We start from the raw sequence: 20,034 nt of genomic DNA, 5'->3' as shown, positions 1-20,034 counted from the left end.
CACGAAGGAAGGTAGCAGCAGGTCTAGACCAGCGAGCGGGAGGGCGCCGGTGCGGTACCGGCAGGACCAGGTGCCGTACCGGCCGGGGTCAGGCCTGAGCGGGCGACGAGCCGCGCAGCAGCGCCGCCAGGGCGACGAGGGCCCGCTCCAGGCCGTGGAGGTGGCTGAGGGCCTGCTCGGCCCCGGGGTGGTGCCCCGGGACGCCCGTCCGGGCGGCGAGGGCGCGTTCGGGGACGGCGCCGAGCAGCGCCTCCACCGCGGTTTCGACGCGTCGGCACGCGGCCGTCAGGCGGGCGTCATGGGAGGCGTCCGGGTCGGCGGCGACGGCGACGAGGCCGCGCGCCTCCTGGGCACATGCGTCGAGCAGGGCGAGCACCTGGCGAGCCCGCGCCTTGCGCGCCCGCAGCGGACTCAGCGGATGCACCAGCGGAGCGAGCGCCATCCGGACGCGTCCGAGAAGCGCTTCGAGCTCGGCGGCCCGGGAGGCGGGGTTGGCCTCCTCGTCGCCGGCGAGCCGCCGGGCCGCCGCGGCGGTGCAGCCGTGCACGGCGTGCAGAGCACGGTGCACCCACTGGTCGGTGACCGTGTGCGTGGTGATCGGCAGGACGGTCGCGACGGCGAGCGCGGCACCCAGCGCCCCGACGCCCGTCTCCGCGAGACGCAGGCCCAGCAGCCCCGGATGCAGGACGCCCAGGAGGCCGTAGAGCAGGCCCGCCATGACGGTGACGAAGAACATCATCCAGCTGTACGACGGCGCCGCGGTGTAGAAGATGCCGAACACACAGAGTGCGATGAGCAGCACCGTGGGCCCCGGGGCGCCGTGCAGCGGCACGGCGACCAGCAGTCCGGCGACGATGCCGGTCACCGTGCCGACGACACGCCGGAAGCCGCGTACGAGCGTCTCGCCGCGCGAGGCGGTGTTCACGAATATCCACCAGGCCGTGCCCACGGCCCAGTACCAGCGCTGGTGCGACAGCACCTCGCCCGCGGCGATCGCGAAGGCGCAGGCGGCCGTCGCCTGGAAGGCCTGGCGGGTGGCGGGCCGCGCGAGTCCGCGTCCGCCGAGCGGCGCGGGCGTGGCGGGCAGCGGCGTACGGCGCTCGACGCACCACACACCGAACCGCACCGCCGACGCGGCGGCCAGCGACAGGGCCACGGCCACGCACAGCTCCGGGAGCCGGTCCGGGACGGCGTGCAGGAACTGTGCGGTGAAGAACATCATGAACGCGAAGATGCCGAGCGCATGACCTCGCGACCCCCAGCGGCGGGCGTACACCCCGCTGAAGACCACCGCGAGCCAGGCCGTGTCCCGCGCCGTCGGCGCACCGTGCAGGACGGTGGCGAGCGCGAGGACGGGGAGGCCGACGACGGGCAGCAGCGCGGTGGTGACCGCCTGGCCGCGCACGGTCGGGTCGGCGACCGCGAACAGCGCGAGGAGCGCGGCGAGCGCGCCGGTGATCGAAGCGGGCAGGGACAGTCCCGCCGTCTCGCACACCGCCACGGCCAGGCCGATGCCCAGCACCGCACGCAACGAGATGCGCAGCCGGAACAGCCCCGGATCCGGAGCCGTGAACATCTTCTTCACCGTTGTCCGTCCGCCCCCATCCAGATGCCAACTCCATGCCGGCACCGTGCCGAACTCCATGCCGACGCAACGCCAGGACATGGGAATGGCGCCGCGGGCACGGTTTCCGGCTTCGTTGCCGGTCCTGCGCTACGCGGCGCCATTGATACTCATAAGGAAAGCATCAGTACACGAGTGGCTCAAGCGGGTCGCTCAGCACTGAGCCATTGGTACAGTCAATGAAGATCCACTCGGGCGACAGGGAGGCCAACGGACCATGGCCGTGGACGCACTCGACACCCGCATCCTGCGGCTGCTGCTCGAGCAGCCGCGCACCAGCGTGCGCGAGTACGCGCGCACCCTTGGCATCGCCCGGGGCACTCTGCAGGCCCGGCTGGACCGACTGGAGCGGGACGGGGTGATCACCGGCACGGTCCCCTCCCTGTCCCCCGCCGCGCTCGGCCACCCGGTCCTCGCGTTCGTGCACATCGAGGTCACTCAGGGACACCTGGACGACGTGGGCGAGGCCCTGGCGGCGGTGCCGGAGATCGTCGAGGCGTTCTCGATCACCGGCGGCGGCGATCTGATGACCCGAGTCGTGGCACGGGACAACGAACATCTGGAGGACGTCATCCAGACATTGATCAGCATGCCCGGGGTCGTCCGCACCCGCACGGAGGTGGCGCTGCGCGAACGGGTGCCGTACCGGCTGCTGCCACTCGTCGAGTCGATCGGCCGCGCCGCCGCGACCTGACCGCGCCGCGGCCGGGGCGTCGTCCCCCGAGCCTGCCCCGACGACCGCTTGGCATCCTGGACCCCATGAGCACTCCCGGCACCGTCGCGGTCATCTTCGATCTCGACGGAACACTCGTGAACAGCGAGCCCAACTACTTCGAGGCGGGGCGGCGGCTCCTCGCCGGGCACGGTGTCACCGGGTACACCTGGACGGACCACGAGCGGTACGTCGGCATCAGCACCCGGGAGACGCTGGCGCTGCTGAAGGCGGCTTACGGCCTGCGGGCGTCCCTGGAGGAATTGCTCGCGGAGGCCAACCACCGCTATCTCGAGCTCGCCCGTGCCTCCACCCCGGTCTACCCGGAGATGCGCAAGTTCGTGGAACTGCTGGCCGCCGAGCACGTCCCGATGGCCGTGGCGTCGGGCTCCTCACTGGAGGCCATCGAGGCGATCCTGTCGGGCACGGGGCTTACGCCCTGGTTCACCACGACGGTCTCGGCCGACGAGGTGGCGAACGGCAAGCCCGCCCCGGACGTCTTCCTGGAGGCCGCACGCCGCCTGGGTGCCTCCCCCGTCGACTGCGTGGTCCTGGAGGACGCCGCCCCGGGGGCGGCCGCCGCGTACGCCGCCGGGATGCGGTGCATCGCGGTCCCGTACGTCGCCGCGCAGGCCGATGACCCCGCGTTCGCCACGGCGGGGCTGCTGGTACGCGGCGGGCAGGCCGAGTTCACGGCACGGGCGGCCTACGACTGGCTTGTCGGCTCGGCCGGGGCATCCTCGTAGGCGCGAACCTGCGGGTGCCACGGGTGCGCCTGGCGCTCCGCGAGGCGTGCTGCCCGGACCCCGCGGCGTGGGCACGCCCCGTTCGAGGCACGGTTCGCCGAGTGGTACGAGCACGGGGAAGCCGTTCAACGCGGCGGCTGCGCTGCAGATCGACGCGGTGATCGACCCGGCGGAGTCGCGCCGACGGGTCCGATGCGCGCTGGACGGCCGGGTGAGGCCCGGCGAGGAGCGACGCCGGGCCTGCGTCGACACCCGGTGTGCGCGGGCCTGGCTACGAACGGCGACGGGGCTTGCCGCGTCTGACGCCCTTGGGACCGCCGGATCCGCTTCGCGGGTTCTTGCCGGTGGACTTCCTCGCCGTGGGCTTCTGCCGTGCCGCGACCGCGTCGGGCCGCCCGCGCGTGTGCTGGGCGGCAGGTGCGGCGGGCCCGCGTGTGCTGTTGACCGTGCGTCCGCGGACGATCCCGATGAAGTGCTCCACCAGGTCGGTGGTCGCGTCCTCGGGCCAAGACAGAGCGACACTCGACCGGGGGGCATCCACGACCGGCCGATAGGTGAGGTCCCGACGGTGGTGGAGACGGGCCAGCGACTGGGGGACGACGAGCAGACCCACGCCCGCCGCCACCAGTTCGATGGCGTCCTCCGTCGTGGCGGGCCGCTCGAACGCGGGCTCCCCGGGCGGCTGCTCCCAGCCGAGGACGTCGTCGAGCGGGTGGAAGACGACCTCGTCGGCGAGGTCTGCGACGGACACCTCGTCCGCCGCCGTCACCACATGGTCCTTGGGGACCACGACCACGGTCGTCTCGGTGTAGAGGGGGATCGCGCTGAAGACCGTGCGGTCGACCGGCAGCCGCAGGAGTCCCGCGTCCGCTCCACCCCTGCGCATCACCTCGGACGCTTCGGCGGCCGGCACCTGGAGAAGGGTGAGGGGAACGTCGGGCAGGCGCTCGTTCCAGATCCGCACCCACTTGGCGGGCGTCACCCCGGGGACGTACACGAGCCGGAACGAGGGGGGTACTTCCGAGCCTGTCACCCCGCCAGGTTACCCGGCGTGGTCAAAGGCTCCGTACCCGGCCGATAGTCTGGACAGCATGAAGTCGCACCAGACCACCCAGACGATGAAGGCCGCGACCGCGGCGAAGAAGCTGGGTGTGTACCTCCCCGCCACCCCCGCCGAGTTCCAGGAGGGTGTGGTCTCGCGCGCCGAGCTGAACGAGCTCCAGGCCAATCCGCCCGAGTGGCTGCGGGAGCTGCGACGCAACGGCCCGCACCCCCGCCCGGTGGTCGCGGCGAAGCTGGGCGTCTCCATCGCGGGCCTCACGCGCGGCGGGGTCACCGAGCCCTTGACCACCGAGCAGATCGAAGCGCTCAAGAACGACATGCCCGCGTGGCTGGAGAAGGAGCGCGCCACCCAGGCCGAGGTCCGCAAGGAAGCGGCGCGCATCAAGAAGAAGAACGCCGAGCGGGACCCCGACGCGCGTTCCTGACGTCCGGCCGTCGGCGGTGCGGGGCTCGCCGACGGCATGTTCGGACTCGGCGTTGTGTCGCCTTCGCGCTGTGTCACCTTCGCGCTGTGTCGCCTCGGCGCCCACCGAGGGCCTGCTCCGGGTCAGGTCGTCCCGGGGCCACCGCCGAAGGAGCCGCCCGAGCCGGAGTTCCACCGGGGGCGCTGCTGGTCCGCGCTGCGCCGGCTTCCCGAGGCGTGGATCTCGTGCGGGGTGAGGCGCTCGCTCTCGTCCCGGGCGAGCGGCATCTCGTTCGGCTCCCTGACCTCCCGGGATTCCATGACGGGTCCGGTGGGCGGCAGGGTCGGGTGGTCGGAGCGGCGCGGTGGGCCCGGTTCCCGTCGGCGCACCTTGATGCCGAGCCGCACGGCCCACACCAGGGCGCCCGCGATGACGAGACCGCCGACGAAGGCAGCGATCATGCCCCACGCGGCATTCGAAGCGGCCCATTCCATCGAGATCATCAGCATTGCGGCCGGGTACCCCCGTCGCGCGAAGTGAACCGTGCCGACGGGCGTGGCGCGAACGCGCCCCGGGTACCTCGGCGATAGCGTCGCCCGCAGACGGTCATGATCCGGACCGGCGGTCGTACGCGGGCCGGCGCAGGTACGGGACCCCGCCGCGGCCCTTTCTCTTCCCCTGAACGGTTTCCCCTGGCGCGACCGGGACACCCGCGATGCGCTCGCGTGTCGTCCGGCCCCTGGGACCGGCATGACGCCGCGGGGCGAAGGCCCGTGGAGGAGGACGATGACACAACTGTCGGAACGCATCATCGCCGCCGGGCGCAAGACCACATCCACGTCCTCTCTCGGCCGGGCGCTGGTGCGCTGGACCACGACGACCGATCACAAGGTGATCGGTCGTCTCTACATGGTCACGGCCTTCTGCTTCTTCCTCCTCGCCGGGCTGCTGGCCATGGGGATGCGGGCGGAGCTGGCCCGTCCCGGGCTGCAGTTCATGTCCGAGGAGGTCTACAACCAGTTCTTCACGGTGCACGGCACGGTGATGATGCTGCTGTTCGCCACCCCCATGTTCGCCGGGTTCGCCAACGCGGTGATGCCGCTGCAGATCGGCGCACCGGACGTGGCATTCCCCCGGCTGAACGCCCTGTCGTACTGGATGTACCTCTTCGGCGGCCTGATGGTCGTGTCGGGCTTCCTGGTGCCCGGTGGTGCCGCCTCGTTCGGCTGGTTCGCCTATGCCCCGCTGAACAGCGCGTACCGCACCCCCGGCGCGGGCGGCGACCTGTGGACGATGGGCCTCGTGGTGACCGGCGTGTCGACGACGCTCGGCGCGGTCAACTTCATCGCCACGATCATGTGCCTGCGCGCCCCGGGCATGACGATGTTCCGGATGCCGATCTTCACCTGGAACATCCTGTTCACCTCGATCCTGGTGCTGCCGGCCTTCCCCGTGCTCACCGCCGCGCTGCTGGCCCTGGAGTCCGATCGAAAATTCGGATCGCACGTGTTCGATGCCACGAACGGCGGTGCCATCCTCTGGCAGCACCTGTTCTGGTTCTTCGGCCATCCGGAGGTCTACATCGTCGCGCTGCCGTTCTTCGGGATCGTCACGGAGATCCTGCCGGTTTTCTCGCGCAAACCGTTGTTCGGCTACCTGCCGCTGATCGGCGCGACGATCGCCATCACCATGCTGTCCGCAGTGGTGTGGGCGCACCATATGTTCGCCACTGGCGCCGTGTTGCTCCCGTTCTTCTCCATGATGTCATTCCTGATCGCGGTGCCCACCGGGATCAAGTTCTTCGCATGGATCGGCACGATCCACCAGGGGTCACTGTCGTTCGAGACGCCGATGCTGTGGGCGTTCGGGTTCCTGGTGTCGTTCCTGCTGGGCGGTCTGAGCGGCGTGCTCCTCGCGTCCCCGCCGCTGGACTTCCATGTCACCGACTCGTATTTCGTCGTGGCGCACCTGCACTACGTGCTGTTCGGCACCGTGGTCTTCGCGATGTTCGCCGGCTTCTACTTCTGGTGGCCCAAGTTCACCGGGAAGATGCTGAACGAGCGGCTGGGCAAGCTCCATTTCTGGCTGCTTTTCCCGGCCTTCCAGCTGACCTTCCTGGTGCAGCACTGGCTCGGGGCGGAGGGCATGCCCCGGCGCTACGCCGACTATCTGCCGGCGGACGGCTTCACCCTGCTGAACACCCTGTCGTCCACGGGGGCGTTCCTGCTCGGGATCTCCACGCTGCCGTTCCTGTACAACGTCTGGCACACCGCCCGGCACGGACGGCGGGTCACGGAGGACGATCCCTGGGGGTACGGGCGCGGGCTCGAGTGGGCGACGTCCTGCCCGCCGCCGCGCCACAACTTCCTGGCCCTGCCGCGGGTGCGGTCCGAGTCGCCTGCCTTCGACCTGCACCACCCCGAGGTCGTCCGGCAGGAAGTGGAGGAGGGACGGCGATGAAGATCGAGGCACTGCTCTTCGGCGGCGTCGCCGTGTTCTTCGGGGGCGCCGCCGCGCTGTACGGCGCGTGGTCGCACGATCCGGCCGGTACCGCGGTGCTGATCGTCGCGTTCGGGATGGCCGGGGTGATCTCCTTCTTCTGCACGGTGCAGTACCGGCGCAGGGGGATCCGGCCCCAGGACCGGCCAGACGCCGAAGTGGCCGACGGCGCCGGGCCCCTGGAGTTCTTCCCGCCCCACAGCCCGTGGCCCGTGGTCACGGCGTTTGGCTTCGCCGTCGCAGCGACGGGCGTGGTCTACGGCCTGTGGCTGTTCATCCTCGGCGTCGGGATTCTCGCGCGGGGAGTTCTCGGTCTGGTTTTCCAGTACGCGGCGCGCGGGAGCTGAGCGGCTTCCTCGGTGCTCCCGGCGGGAACCGGGTCACGGGCCGGTGGTCGCTCGCATAGCCGCCTTCCACGGTCTGGCGCACCTCCCCTGTCTCGTCCCCCTTCGCCAGGCGTTTCTGCTCCGTCTCCGCCAGGGCGTGGCAGACCTGCCGGGTGAGCAGGAAGGCGATGACCGGCGCCACCACCAGGGCGATGCGCAGGATCCACGTCATGGCGTTCAGCGAGACCCGGAAGGCGTTCGCGATGATGTCGTTGCCACCGGCCAGCAGCAGGACACCGTAGAAGGTGATTCCCGCGACGCCGAGTCCGGTGCGCACGGGCCGTTCCCGCGGCCGGTCGCACAGGTGCTGCTCCTCGTGCCACTCCCCCGTCAGCCGCTGTTCGACGAACGGGTGGGCGTACAGCACGAGGAACAACAGCGCCGGCAGCACGACCGCCGGCAGCAGGACGTTCCACATGATCGTGTGACCGGCGACGACGGTCTCCCACGGCGGCACCAGCCGTAGCGCGCCCTCCAGGAAGCCGACGTACCAGTCGGGCTGCGAGCCGGTCGACGCCTGGTCAGGCCGGTAAGGACCGTACGCCCATACGGGGTTGATCTGGGCGAGACCGGCGAGAAGGGTCAGCACACCGAAGACGGTGAGCGACAGGCCGGTCGAGGACGCCGTGAACTGCGGGTAGAGCGGCTTGCCGATGACGTTCCGGTTGGTCCGGCCCGGCCCGCGCCACTGGGTGTGCTTCAGGTGGAAGACCAGGATCAGGTGCACGGTGACCAGGGCGATCAGTGCCCCGGGCAGCAGCAGGATGTGCAGGGCGTACAGGCGGGGGACGAGGTCCTCGCCGGGGAACTGGGACCCGAACACGAACATGCTCACGTACGTCCCCACGATCGGCAGGGACAGCATGATGCCCTGCGCGATGCGCAGCCCCGTGCCCGAGAGCAGGTCGTCGGGGAGCGAGTACCCGGCGAAGCCCTCGGCGAGGGCGATCATGAACAGCGTAACGCCGATGACCCAGTTCATCTCTCGTGGCCTGCGGAAGGCCCCGGTGAAGAAGATGCGCAGCAGGTGCACACAGATCGCGGCGACGAACACCAGGGCGGCCCAGTGGTGCATCTGCCGGATGAGCAGTCCGCCGCGGACGTCGAAGCTGATGTGCAGGGTCGAGTCGAATGCCTCCGACATCAGGACGCCGCGCAGCGGCACATACGGTCCCTGGTAGACGACCTCGCGCATCTCCGGCTTGAAGAAGAACGTCAGCCACACACCGGTCAGGATGAGGAGGATCAGACTGTAGAGCGCGATCTCACCGAGGAAGAACGACCAGTGCTCGGGGAAGGCCTTGCGCAGCAGCCGCCCGCCACCGTCCAGCACGGGCAGCCGCGCGTCCAGGGCGTCGGCGAAACGCTCTCCGGGACGGCCGGCCCCGGCCGTCGGCGCGGGTGCCGGCGGCGATGGTTCTTGCTCCTCGCTCATCGCGCGTCCATGTCGTGGTCGGCGGACCCTTCATGCCGGTCCCGGTGCACGGACCGCCTCCTTCCACAGCCTCTCACTGACCGCTCTCTGCCATGCCTTGCCCCGCGGCGGCAGGACGAGCACGCCGTGACGGCGAAACACTCGCGCGCCCGGGGCGGTACACCCGTTCGGATGTGTACGGACCCGGCCCCCGCGGGATGCCAGTGGTCAACCGACCCGGCCCCGCGGGATGCCCGTGCTCACGGGAAGAGCGCGATACCGAGGACCACCAGCAGGACGACGACGGTGACAATGGCCACCATCGCCCAGGGCCCCCCGGGGTTCACCGATTCCCCGGGCTGCGCTCCCCGTGGCCGGTCCTCCGCCAGCGTGGGGTGTGCGGGACGGTCGCGCTCGTAGAACTCTTCGTCGCGTCGGTGTTCGGCCATCGGACCTCCTCGGAGGTGTTCCCCTGTGCCTGTCGGGGCGCGGGTTCCCCGTTCTCGCCCGGAGATTCCGGCCGTTCAGGCAGTGGCTCCCGGGTGCGCAGGGCCCTGCGTCCGCCCGGCGCGCGTCGCTCCTGCACCACGCGCTGCTCCCTACCTTCAGTCGACGGACGAGACCTTCACCCGGAGAATGATGAACCGCCGCACCCGCCTGTGGCGGAGGCTGCACGACGACGGTGCCCAGGACAGGTGACGCGCACGGATACCGCAGTGGCCGGACGGCCCGTCAGACCGTCGGCGGAGTGTCACGTGCGGCCGCGGGTCGCCGCAGGTCCGTGTCGGAGAGCGCTTCCAGCCTTCCCCGGGTGTCCAGGCGGTACAGCAGCACCAGCGCAGGCCCGACGACCACCACCGCGACGACGATGACGAGGAGCAGCCAGCGCAGGGTCGTGGGGGCCCCGGCGGCCTGCGCCACGGTCAGCGAGGTGGGCACCAGGTAGGGACGCTGGGCGATGCCCCAGCCGAAGACGACGGCGGCCACACAGACGACGGCGGTGACCCTCGCCCATCCGAAGGCTCCCCGGGCCAGCAGCCAGGCCGTGCCGAGCGCGCCGACGACCGCGGCCAGGACGAGCACGAGACCGGCTCCGCTCGTGAGGCCGCCGTACACATAGGGCGCGTCGTCGCGGGTCACGACGGCACCGGCGAGGGCCAGCACGGCGAGCACGACAAGGCTTGCCCAGGCCCGTCGCCGGAAGTACCCGACGAGGTCCACGGCGGCCAGGCCGTGAGCGTCGGCGGTGAGGAACACCGACCCGAGGAAGGCGGTCGCGGCGACGGTGAGCAGTCCGGCGACGATGGAGGACGGGTTGGCCCAGGTGTCCGCGGACGCCTGGGTCCCCGGGGCCACACGCCCGGAGGCGAGGCCCCCCACAGCCGCACCCAGGAAGAAGGGCGTGAGCAGGGAGGCAACGGCGAAGGCCGCGCCGTAGACACGCCGCTCGGCCAGCCGTCGCGTCGGTTTGCGCAGGGCGAAGCCCGCACCGCGCAGCACAAGGCCCACGGCCGCCAGCGCGAGGGGCAGCCACAGGGCCGTGAACAGGGTCTGGAAGAACACCGGGAACCCTGTCCACGAGATCACCATGATGAAGATCAGCCAGACGTTGTTGGCCTCCCAGACGGGCTCCATGGAGTGGTCGATCAGCCATCTGGGCCGCTCACCGCGTACGGCGCCGCCGGCCACCAGGTCCCAGAAGCCCGCCCCGTAGTCGACGCCTCCCGCACAGGAGTAGGCGGCGACCACGATCAGCAGCACCAAGGCCACCAGGCCCCCGGCGCTCATCGGCCGCCACCGGGTACGGCTGTCTCGGGGCGGGGTCCGTAGGGCGTGACGCTTTCGGGTCCTTCGCCCTCCAGGCCCTCGTCCGCCTGCCGCCAGCGTGTCCGCATCTTCAGCACGATGGCGAGGAAGGCCGAGAAGACCAGCGCATAGACCACGATGACCAGGCCGAGCATCGCCCACAGGGCCCCGGCCCGGGTGCTCGTGACCGCTTCCGACACACGCATGTGCCGGTAGACGATCCATGGCTGCCGGCCGACCTCGGTGGTGACCCAGCCGCATTCCACCGTCAGCACCGAGGCCGCCCCAGCGAGGGCCGCGCACCGGTAGAACCAGCGCGACCCCGGCATGTCACGCCGCCGCAGCCAGGACCAGCCGTACCAGAGCGCCAACAGGATCAGCAGACTGCCGACGCCGACCATGATGTCGAAGGCCCAGTGCGCGATGGTGGCCTGGACGACGGTCGGATGGTCGCCCGCGGGGACCGAGGTCAGTCCCGTGACCTGGGTGTCCGGGCTGAATCCGGCGAGGATGGAGTCGAGTTGGGGGATCCTGATGCCGCCCTTGACGGTTCCGTCCGGCTGCAGCCGGCCGAACAGGTACTCCGGTACGTGCCGGTCGGTGGTCCACACCAGTTCGGTGGCCGCGAACTTGACCGGCTGCTTGTGGAAGACGGCCCGGGCAATCGCGTCACCGAGCACGAACTGCACCGGAGTGATCACGGCGGCAACGGTGAACGGCACACAGAAGCCGAGCCGGTGGTAGCGGTCCCTGCGGCCGCGCAGCCATCCGACGGCGTACACGCCCGCCACCACGTACCCGGCCGTCAGAAACATGGCGACCGCGAAGTGCCAGTACTGCGGTCCGAACATCGGTGTGAACACCGCTTGGCGCACACGGACGTCCACCGGGCGGCCCGCGGCGCCGAGACTGAAGCCCCCCGGTGTGTTCATCCAGGAGTTCGCGGCCAGGATGCCGAACGCGCCCAGCATCGCCACGAACGGCAGGGGTACGCCCAGCCAGAAGTGCGTCCAGGGCCTGAGCCGGCGCCAGCCGTAGAGGTAGATGGCCAGCAGCACGGCTTCGAGGAAGAAGGCCCAGCCCTCGATGCCGAAGCCGAGGCCGAACACGTCGCCCCAGCGCCCCATCATCGCAGGCCACAGCAGTCCGAACTCGAACGTGAGCACGGTGCCGGTGACGACGCCCACGGCGAATTGCACGGCCATCACCGCCGACCAGCGCCGGGCCAGCAACAGGGCGACGGGGTCACCGCGGCGCAGGCCCCGATGGTGCATCACCAGGGTGATGAACGGCAGCGCCACGGCCAGCGGCACCAGGACGATGTGGGAGGCCAGCGTGAAGGCCATCAGCTCCCGGGCGGGCAGCATCTGGGGCGGCGCGTGCGCCGAAAGCAGCGACAGGGCCGACGGAGCGGACGGCACTGCCGGGCCGCTCACGGTCAGCCCCCCGTGGCGAAGCCGGGGAACAGCGTCATGCCGCCATCCACGTAGAGGGTGCTCCCCACGACGTAGTCGAGCAGGTCGGAGGCCAGTACGGCGACCGCCCTCGCGATGTCCTCCGGTTCGCCCACCCTGCGGTAGGGGATGAGGCTCAGCAGGCTCGCCTCGGCCTCGGGGGTGTCCCAGGCGCTGCGGTTGATGGGCGTTCGGATGGCCCCCGGCGCGACCGCGTTGACCCTGATCCTGTGCGGTGCCAGTTCCTGGGCCAGGGTCTGCATCAGCATCAGTACTCCGCCCTTGGATGCCGCGTAGTTCACATGGCCCGCCCAGGGAATGATCTGGTGGACCGAGCTCATACAGATGATCTTCCCGGCGGAGGACGACACCTCCGGGACCACTCCCCGGCGCAGAAACTCCTTGGCCGCCTCGCGTGCGCACAGGAACTGCCCGGTGAGGTTGACGTCCAGGACCTTGTGCCACTGATCGACGGTCATGTCGGTGAGGGGCGCATCCCGTTGCAGGCCGGCGTTGGCCACCAGGATGTCGATGGTGCCGAGTTCCTCCACCATGCGGGACACCATCCCGACGACCTGGTCCTCCGAGGAGACGTCCGCCTCGTGGGCGTAGGCGCGCACCCCGAGGCTCTCGATCTCCTGCACCACCTTCTCCGCGGCGTCACGGTCGGCGACATAGTTGACGACGACATCGGCGCCCATCCGCCCCAGACCGATGGCGGTGGCCTTGCCGATCCCCGAGTTGGCGCCGGTGACCAGTGCCTTCTGCCCTCTCAGAAGCGGGAACGCGGTGATCTGCCCATCCACACTCACGCTGGTGCCCACGGTTGCCTCCAGTCGCTGCTGCCCCGGAACACGGCCCGGGACCGCGCGGATCGTCGGGGCCGATCACCCATGACCACACCACTGGCGAGAGCGTCCGGACCGCCGCGAAACCCATTTGTAGGCCGACCGGGACCTGATGTCAGACCAACGGCCCAGCTCCGCTTGCCGCCCCGCGCCGTGCAGCCCCGCGCCGTGCAGCCCCGTGGAGCAGGGCCGGACGGTGGACCGGCCTGCACCCTCGCACACCGTCGCGACTCGCCGCGCGCCAGGGCGCCTGATGCCGCACATTGGTGATATGGATCGCTATCCGCCGATCGCTGATCACGGGCTTGTCGGCGATCTGCAGACCGCCGCCCTGGTCTCCGCCAAGGGCGTGGTGGACTGGTTCGCCGCTCCTCGGTTCGACTCACCCAGTGTCTTCGCGGCCCTGCTGGACCACGATCGGGGAGGGTATTTCCGGCTGGCGCCGGAAGGCGCGGACGCGGGGAACTGGCGGCAGCTCTACTATCCGGACACCGCCGTGCTCGTGACCCGGTTCATGTCGCCCGACGGCGTGGGCGAGGTGGTGGACTGCATGCCGGCCGACCGGTCCGCGCAGGCCGGCGACCGCCATACGCTGATCCGGGTCGCACGTACCGTGCGCGGCACGGTCCGCTTCGCCCTGGAGTGCCGTCCCCGGTTCGACTACGCCCGCGCCGGCCACCGCCTCGATCTGCGGCCGGAGGGTGCGGCCTTCCACGCCCCGGACCAGACCGCCCATCTGCAGAGCACCTTTCCGCTCGAGCGCGACGGTGACGACGTCACGGGGCATGTGACCCTGCGGGAGGGACAGGCCGCGGCGGTGCTCTTCACCGTCTGCCGACCGGGCGGGCCCGCGCCCGAGCCGCCCTCCGAGGAAAGGATTTCCGAGGAGATCTGGCGCACCATCGACTTCTGGCAGCGGTGGGTGCGCACCAGCCGCTACCGAGGACGGTGGCCGGGCATGGTGCACCGGTCGGCCATCACCCTGAAACTGCTCACCTACGCCCCCACCGGCGCCCCGATCGCCGCGGCGACGATGGGCCTGCCCGAACAGGTGGGCGGCGAGCGCAACTGGGACTACCGCTACACCTGGGTGCGGGACGGCTCGCTGTCCGTCCGCGCCCTGCTCGACCTGGGTTTCGTGGAGGAGGCGACCGCCTTCACCCGATGGCTCGGGGACCGGCTGCACGACCAGGCGGGACCGGGCGAGGAACCGCTCCAGATCATGTACCGGGTGGACGGGGACCCGAAGCTGACCGAGGAGATCCTGGAGCACTTCGAGGGGTACCGCGGATCGTCTCCGGTGCGTGCCGGAAACGCGGCGGCCGACCAGTTGCAACTCGACATCTACGGCGAGGCGATGTACGCCCTCTCCGAGAACAGCAACATCGGCATGCACATCGGCTACCACGGCTGGAAGGGGCTCAGCCGGACCCTGGACTGGCTCTGCGACGCCTGGGACCGCCCCGACGAGGGCATCTGGGAAACCCGCGGCGGCCGCCAGCACTTCACCTACAGCCGCGTGATGTGCTGGACGGCTCTGGACCGCGGGCTGCGTCTGGCCGAGGACTGGCGCCGCCCGGCGGACACCGCGCGCTGGACGGCCGCCCGCGACACGATCCTGGAACAGGTCATGGAGCGGGGCTGGAGCAAAGAGCAGCAGGCTCTGGTCCAGCACTACGACGGTGACGTCCTGGACGCCTCACTGCTCCTGCTGCCGCGGCTCGGCTTCCTCGCCCCCCTCAGTCCGGCCTGGCTGACCACGCTGGACGCGATCGACCGCAAGCTGGTCTCCGACAGCCTCGTCTACCGCTACGACCCGAGCGCCTCGCCCGACGGCCTGCGGGGTTCCGAAGGCACCTTCAGCCTCTGCACCTTCCTCTACGTCGACGCGCTGGCCCGAGCGGGCCAACTGCGCCTGGCGCGCTATGCGTTCGAGAAGATGCAGACGTACGCCAACCACGTGGGCCTGTTCGCCGAGGAAATCGGCCCGGGCGGCGAGCAGTTGGGCAACTTCCCGCAGGCCTTCACCCACCTCGCGCTCATCATGGCCGCCGCCTCCCTCGACAAGGCTCTGGACGAGGCCGCGGACCGGGCACCGCGTCTGCACGATGACGACGAGGCGCCCCCATGGCGCGTCAGGGGAGCGTGACCACGACCCAAGAGGCTCCGTGCAGGGGGTGCCCGGCCGTACGGCACGACGCGAGGCCGCGGATCCGTGCGGGCGGCCTCAGGCGGCGGCCACGGTGTCCCGCCCTCCCTCGGCACGGTGAATCGGCGTCCGCGAACCGGTGAGCGGAACGCCCGTCCCTCCCCGCCGGGCCGCGACGATCTCCGCCGCGATCGACAGGGCGGTCTCCTCGGGCGTACGGGCACCGAGGTCGAGGCCGATCGGCGACCTCAGCCGGGCCAGTTCCTGGTCGCTCACGCCGGCTTCCCGCAGGCGCCGGTTGCGGTCCTCGTGGGTGCGGCGTGAGCCCATCGCGCCGACGAACGCGACCGGCATCCGCAGTGCCGTCTTCAGCAGGGGTACGTCGAACTTGGCGTCGTGGGTGAGCACGCACAGGACCGTGCGCCGGTCGGTCGCGGTGCGCTGCAGATATCGGTGCGGCCAGTCGACCACGATGTCGTCGGCCTCCGGGAAGCGGGCTCGCGTGGCGAAGACCGGGCGGGCGTCGCACACGGTCACGTGATACCCGAGGAACTTGCCCGCACGCACGAGCGCCGCGGCGAAGTCGATCGCACCGAAGACGATCATACGAGGCGGTGGCACGTCCGACTCGACGAACAGCGTGACGCCGCCGGGGCAGTGCGATCCGTCCTGCGAGAGGTCGGCCGTGCCGGTACGGCCGGTGTCGAGCATGGCCCGGGCGACGGCCGCCGCCGTCCGGTCCAGCTCCGGGTGGCCGCCGAGGCCGCCTTCGTACCCCCCGTCGGGGCGCACGAGCACGGCCCTGCCCAGGAGGTGGGCCGGGCCCCGGGCGATGGTGGCGATGGCCGCCGGCTCACCCCGGGCGGCGGCCGTGAGCGCCGAGCGCACCACCACGTCGGCGGGCGCTTCCGCGCCGACCGGCGTGACCAGGACGTCGATGACCCCGCCGCAGGTCAGCCCGACGGCGAAGGCGTCCTCGTCGCTGTACCCGAAGCGTTCCAGGACGGTCCTGCGGTCCTGGAGTGCCTGGACGCACAGGTCGTACACCGCTCCTTCGACGCAACCGCCGGAGACCGAGCCGAGGGCCGTGCCCTCGCCGTCGACGGCGAGGGCGGCGCCCGGGCCGCGTGGCGCGCTGCCGCTGACGGCCACAACGGTGGCGACGGCGAAGTCCCGGCCCTCCTCGACCCATTGGCGCAGCTCCTCTGCGATGTCAAGCATGCGGCGCCCCCGTCGCCCCCGGCAGAACGCGGTCGGGACGGATGGGCAGGCTCCGGTGGCGTACACCGGTCGCGTGCCAGACCGCGTTGGCGATCGCCGCCGCGGCGCCCACGATGCCGATCTCGCCAATGCCCTTGATCCCGACCGGGTCTTCCGGGTCCGGGTCGTCCACCCAGTCCGCCTCGATGAGCGGCACGTCGGCGTGTGTGGCGACGTGATAGCCGGCGAGGTCGGCTCCGACGTGGCCGCCCGAGGACTGGTCCCTGACCGCTTCCTCGTGCAGGGCCATGGAGATGCCCCAGGTCATCCCGCCGATGAACTGGTTGCGCGCCGTGAGCGGGTTGACGATCCGGCCCGCCGCGAAGACGCCGAGCATGCGCCGCACGCGCACCTCTCCGGTGGTGACGTCCACGGCGACCTCGGCGAACTGGGCTCCGAAGGCGTGCCGTTCCTTCTGCGCGAGGGCGCCGATGGCCGCAGAGGTGTCGGACCGTACAGTGATCCCCTCCGGCGGAACACCGGTGCCCAGGGCGAGACGTTCCCGCAGTTCCCCGGCCGCGGTCATGACCGCCCAGGACCATGAGCGGGTGCCCATCGAACCTCCGGCGATCATCGCCGGTCCGAAGTCGCTGTCCCCGATCCGCACCCGGACACGGTCGGGTGTCACCTCCAACGCGTCTGCGGCGACCAGGGTGAGCGCGGTCCGTGCTCCGGTACCGATGTCCGCTGCGGCGATCCGCACGGTGAAGGATCCGTCCGCCTCCGCTGTCACGACCGCCGTGGACGGTGCGGCTCCTGCGGGGAAGGAGGCTGCCGCCGTGCCGGTGCCCAGCAGCCAGCGCCCTTCACGGCGCAGCCCGGGGCGCGGGTCCCGGTCCGCCCAGCCGAACCTGTGGGCTCCTTCGCGGAAGCAGGCGAGCAGGTTGCGGCTGCTGAACGGCAGCCCGGACACCGGACCCCGCTCGGGCTCGTTGCGTACGCGTAGCGCGATGGGGTCGATCCCGCACTTCTCCGCGAGTTCGTCGAGCGCCGACTCGAGTGCGAACGAGCCGGGTGCCTCGCCCGGAGCGCGCATCCAGGTCGGGGTCGGTACGTCGAGCCGTACGAGCCGGTTGGCCGTGTGGTGGGCGTCGGCGTCGTACATCGCCCGTGCCACTCCGGCCCCGGGCTCGATGAACTCGTGCACGGTCGACGTGAGGCTCAGGCAGTGGTGTTCGAGCGCGCGCAGCCGCCCGTCGGCATCGGCGCCGAGCCTGATCCGCTGTGTCGTGGGGCTGCGGTAGCCGGCGAGCGAGAACATCTGACGGCGGGTCATGATCACGCGGACCGGACGCTGGAGGATCGTTGCGGCCATCACGGCGGCCACCTGATGGGCGCGCAGGCCCTTGCTGCCGAAGCCGCCGCCGACGTGTTCGGACCGCACCCGCACCGAGGCCGGATCGAGCGAGAACATCTTCGCCAGCTCGCCCGCCACCCAGGTGGTGCCCTGGTTGGAGTCGACGACTTCGAGCCGGCCGCCGTCCCAGAAGGCCGTCGCCGCATGAGGCTCCATCGGGCTGTGGTGCTCTTCGGGCGTGGTGTACTCCGCGTCGAGGACGACGGCGGACGCGGCGAGCTCGGACTCCAGGTCGCCCTTCTCGCTCACCGCCGGCATATGGGCGTCCAGCGGGTACGCGTCGGCGCGGCTGCCGGAGAAGGCGACGTCGTGGGGCTCCTCCTCGTAGTGCACCACGAGCGCTTCGGCGGCCTCCCTGGCCTGCTCCGACGTCTCGGCGACGACAAGCGCCACCGGCCAGCCCACATGCGGCACCCGGTCGTGCTGGAAGACAGCGGCGGTCGGGTCCGGCCGGACTCCCAGAAGGCCGATGTAGTCGGTCTCGACAGGCGGGGCGTTGCGGTGGTGCAGGACGGCGAGCACGCCCGGCATCCCGAGGACGGAGGCGTCCTGAACCGAGCTGATGCGGCCCCGGGCGACGGTGGACAGCACCAGCCAGCCGTGGGCGAGCTCGGCGAAGGGGATCTCTCCCGCGTAGCGGGCCGCTCCGGTCACCTTGTCCCGGCCCTCAACTCGGGTGTGCGCGGTGCCGACGGAGCCCTTCGCCGTCGTGGTCCCGGTCGTCACGGTGGTCATCGGGCGGCCTCCTCGGCGAGTTCGGTCAGCACGCCCACCACGAGGTTGCGCATGAGTGTCACCTTGTATCCGTTGTGCGGCAGCGGCTTCGCCGTCGCCAGTTCGGCTTCCGCGGCGGCGGCGAAGGTCTCGCCCCCGGCCGGTGCCCCCCTCAGCACGCGTTCGGCCGCCCGGGCCCGCCACGGCCGGGAGGCGACCGCGCCGAAGGCCAACCGCACGTCGTGCACGACACCGTCGCGGACCTCGAGCGCGGCGGCGATCGAGCCGATCGCGAATGCGTACGAGGCACGCTCGCGCACCTTCCGGTAGCGCGAGAGGGCGGCGACCGGAGCGGGTGGCAGGGTGACGCCGGTGATCAGCGCTCCCGGCGGCAGAGCGGTCTCCAGGTGCGGGGTGTGGCCCACGGGCGGATAGAAGTCGGCGAGTGGCAACTCGCCCGGTCCGTCGGCTGTTTCGTACGAAACGACGGCATCGAAGGCCGTCAGTGCCACGCCCATGTCGGAGGGGTGGACGGCCACACAGTGGTCGGAGGCGCCCAGGATGGCGTGGTTGCGGTGCTCGCCCTCGATGGCGGGGCAACCGCTGCCGGGGAGACGCTTGTTGCACGGTTTGGTGACGTCGGCGAAGTAGCCGCAGCGGGTGCGCTGGAGCAGGTTGCCGCCGACCGTTGCCATGTTGCGCAGCTGCCCGGAGGCACCGGCGAGTACGGCCTGCGTCAATGCCGGGTAGCGGCGCCGGACTTCGGGGTGGGCGGCGAGATCGCTGTTGGTCACGGTCGCGCCGATGCGCAGTGCGCCGTCCTTGGTCGACTCGATCCGGTCCAGAGGAAGTTCGCGGACGTCGACGAGGCGGGCGGGCCGTTCGACGCCGGTCTTCATCAAGTCGACGAGGTTGGTGCCCCCGCCGAGGAAGCGCGCGTCCGGATCGGCGCCGAGCAGCGCGACGGCGTCGGCGACGTCGGACACCCTCTGGTAGCCGAACTCCCTCATGCCACCGCCTCCGCCGTGTTCTCCGCCTCCGCCGTCTCCGCGTCGGTCGCGTCGGTCGCGGCCGCGCGGGCCACCGCCTGGACGATCGACACGTATGCGCCGCAGCGGCACAGGTTGCCGCTCATCCGCTCCCGGATCTCCTCGGCGGTCAGTGGTGGCGGCCCGGCTTCGGGCCGCACGTCGTCGGTCACGGCGCTCGGCCAGCCCGCCGCGTGTTCCTCGAGCACCGCGACGGCCGAGCAGATCTGCCCGGGCGTGCAGTAGCCGCACTGATAGCCGTCGAGGTCGAGGAACGCCTGCTGCACCGGATGGAGCCGTTCTCCCTGGGCCATGCCCTCGATGGTGGTGATCTCACGCCCCTGGGCCGCTACCGCGAGTTGCAGACAGGAGACGGCGCGGCGCCCGTCGAGCAGGATGGTGCAGGCACCGCATTGCCCCTGGTCGCAGCCCTTCTTGGTACCGGTGAGATCGAGGCGCTCACGCAGCGCGTCGAGGAGGGTGGTGCGGTGGTCGACGGACAGCGCGTACTTCTCGCCGTTGATGTTCAGGGTGATGGCGCTGTACGTCGACGAGGGCGCTGGGGCCATGA

The 20,034-nt window shown here is 71.1% G+C and carries 18 protein-coding genes; 6 read left to right on the top strand and 12 right to left on the bottom strand.

All coding sequences use genetic code 11. The features are described 5' to 3' along the window. Positions 1 to 88: 88 nt before the first annotated feature. Positions 89 to 1,576 carry an FUSC family protein gene (locus tag AAW14_RS05885; RefSeq protein WP_265560586.1) on the bottom strand — a complete coding sequence of 496 codons (1,488 nt, stop codon included), beginning with the start codon at positions 1,574 to 1,576 and terminating at the stop codon, positions 89 to 91. 265 nt (positions 1,577 to 1,841) lie between these two features. Here AAW14_RS05885 and AAW14_RS05880 point away from each other — a divergent pair, with 265 nt between their 5' ends. Further along, positions 1,842 to 2,318, top strand: a complete 477-nt coding sequence (locus AAW14_RS05880; RefSeq protein WP_265560584.1) for an Lrp/AsnC family transcriptional regulator — start codon at positions 1,842 to 1,844, stop codon at positions 2,316 to 2,318. A 65-nt stretch (positions 2,319 to 2,383) separates the two neighbouring features. After that, positions 2,384 to 3,082 (top strand): HAD family hydrolase, encoded by a 699-nt coding sequence (locus tag AAW14_RS05875; RefSeq protein WP_265560582.1) that lies wholly within the window; start codon positions 2,384 to 2,386, stop codon positions 3,080 to 3,082. A 271-nt stretch (positions 3,083 to 3,353) separates the two neighbouring features. Here the strand turns inward: AAW14_RS05875 and AAW14_RS05870 are convergent, their stop codons facing one another. Next, positions 3,354 to 4,115, bottom strand: a complete 762-nt coding sequence (locus tag AAW14_RS05870) for a LysR substrate-binding domain-containing protein (RefSeq protein ID WP_265560581.1) — start codon at positions 4,113 to 4,115, stop codon at positions 3,354 to 3,356. Positions 4,116 to 4,173: 58 nt separating this feature from the next. On the opposite strand from AAW14_RS05870, the gene AAW14_RS05865 reads away from it, so the two are divergent. Continuing rightward, on the top strand, positions 4,174 to 4,569 hold the full coding sequence (locus AAW14_RS05865; protein ID WP_265560579.1) for a DUF5997 family protein: 396 nt from the start codon (positions 4,174 to 4,176) through the stop codon (positions 4,567 to 4,569). 122 nt (positions 4,570 to 4,691) lie between these two features. On the opposite strand, the gene AAW14_RS05860 is transcribed toward AAW14_RS05865, so the two are convergent. Continuing rightward, positions 4,692 to 5,051, bottom strand: coding sequence for a DUF6479 family protein (locus tag AAW14_RS05860; protein ID WP_265561022.1), 360 nt, complete (start codon positions 5,049 to 5,051; stop codon positions 4,692 to 4,694). 283 nt (positions 5,052 to 5,334) lie between these two features. Here AAW14_RS05860 and ctaD point away from each other — a divergent pair, with 283 nt between their 5' ends. Together ctaD and AAW14_RS05850 are read left to right on the top strand one after the other, a co-directional pair. Further along, a complete protein-coding gene (gene ctaD, locus AAW14_RS05855; protein ID WP_265560577.1) occupies positions 5,335 to 7,008 on the top strand; it encodes a cytochrome c oxidase subunit I in 1,674 nt (557 codons plus the stop codon). Further along, the gene (locus tag AAW14_RS05850; RefSeq protein ID WP_265560576.1) at positions 7,005 to 7,394 is read left to right on the top strand and encodes a cytochrome c oxidase subunit 4; all 390 of its coding nucleotides are present in this window, start codon (positions 7,005 to 7,007) and stop codon (positions 7,392 to 7,394) included. The genes ctaD and AAW14_RS05850 overlap by 4 nt, the downstream gene beginning before the upstream one ends. Here AAW14_RS05850 and AAW14_RS05845 read toward each other — a convergent pair. The 5 genes from AAW14_RS05845 to AAW14_RS05825 form a co-directional block, all read right to left on the bottom strand. Continuing rightward, on the bottom strand, positions 7,321 to 8,868 hold the full coding sequence (locus AAW14_RS05845; protein WP_265560574.1) for a cytochrome b: 1,548 nt from the start codon (positions 8,866 to 8,868) through the stop codon (positions 7,321 to 7,323). The genes AAW14_RS05850 and AAW14_RS05845 overlap by 74 nt on opposite strands. 239 nt (positions 8,869 to 9,107) lie before the next feature. After that, a complete protein-coding gene (locus AAW14_RS05840; protein WP_265560572.1) occupies positions 9,108 to 9,296 on the bottom strand; it encodes a hypothetical protein in 189 nt (62 codons plus the stop codon). A gap of 283 nt (positions 9,297 to 9,579) precedes the next feature. Continuing rightward, entirely contained in the window at positions 9,580 to 10,635 is a 1,056-nt protein-coding gene (locus AAW14_RS05835) for a cytochrome d ubiquinol oxidase subunit II (RefSeq protein ID WP_265560570.1), read from the bottom strand. After that, positions 10,632 to 12,020 carry a cytochrome ubiquinol oxidase subunit I gene (locus AAW14_RS05830; RefSeq protein ID WP_265561020.1) on the bottom strand — a complete coding sequence of 463 codons (1,389 nt, stop codon included), beginning with the start codon at positions 12,018 to 12,020 and terminating at the stop codon, positions 10,632 to 10,634. The genes AAW14_RS05835 and AAW14_RS05830 overlap by 4 nt, the downstream gene beginning before the upstream one ends. 71 nt (positions 12,021 to 12,091) lie before the next feature. Further along, on the bottom strand, positions 12,092 to 12,931 hold the full coding sequence (locus AAW14_RS05825; RefSeq protein WP_265560569.1) for an SDR family oxidoreductase: 840 nt from the start codon (positions 12,929 to 12,931) through the stop codon (positions 12,092 to 12,094). A 295-nt stretch (positions 12,932 to 13,226) separates the two neighbouring features. Here AAW14_RS05825 and AAW14_RS05820 point away from each other — a divergent pair, with 295 nt between their 5' ends. After that, positions 13,227 to 15,104, top strand: a complete 1,878-nt coding sequence (locus AAW14_RS05820; protein ID WP_265560567.1) for a glycoside hydrolase family 15 protein — start codon at positions 13,227 to 13,229, stop codon at positions 15,102 to 15,104. Between the two features lie 78 nt (positions 15,105 to 15,182). On the opposite strand, the gene AAW14_RS05815 is transcribed toward AAW14_RS05820, so the two are convergent. Genes AAW14_RS05815 through AAW14_RS05800 form a run of 4 tightly spaced genes read right to left on the bottom strand, consistent with a single transcriptional unit; the run spans position 15,183 to position 20,032 of the window. Then, on the bottom strand, positions 15,183 to 16,325 hold the full coding sequence (locus AAW14_RS05815; RefSeq protein ID WP_265560565.1) for an XdhC family protein: 1,143 nt from the start codon (positions 16,323 to 16,325) through the stop codon (positions 15,183 to 15,185). Then, positions 16,318 to 18,456: a xanthine dehydrogenase family protein molybdopterin-binding subunit gene (locus AAW14_RS05810; RefSeq protein WP_265560563.1), complete on the bottom strand. Its 2,139-nt coding sequence runs from the start codon at positions 18,454 to 18,456 to the stop codon at positions 16,318 to 16,320. Before AAW14_RS05810 ends, AAW14_RS05815 begins: the two co-directional genes overlap by 8 nt. After that, entirely contained in the window at positions 18,453 to 19,445 is a 993-nt protein-coding gene (locus tag AAW14_RS05805) for an FAD binding domain-containing protein (RefSeq protein ID WP_265560561.1), read from the bottom strand. The genes AAW14_RS05810 and AAW14_RS05805 overlap by 4 nt, the downstream gene beginning before the upstream one ends. After that, a complete protein-coding gene (locus tag AAW14_RS05800) occupies positions 19,442 to 20,032 on the bottom strand; it encodes a 2Fe-2S iron-sulfur cluster-binding protein (RefSeq protein ID WP_265560559.1) in 591 nt (196 codons plus the stop codon). Before AAW14_RS05800 ends, AAW14_RS05805 begins: the two co-directional genes overlap by 4 nt. Positions 20,033 to 20,034 lie beyond the last annotated feature (2 nt).

This window comes from Streptomyces hygroscopicus, assembly GCF_026168105.1.
Taxonomy (GTDB): domain Bacteria; phylum Actinomycetota; class Actinomycetes; order Streptomycetales; family Streptomycetaceae; genus Streptomyces; species Streptomyces hygroscopicus_D.
Note: the sequence above shows the minus strand (reverse complement) of the source record. Positions and strands in the feature narration are given on the sequence as shown.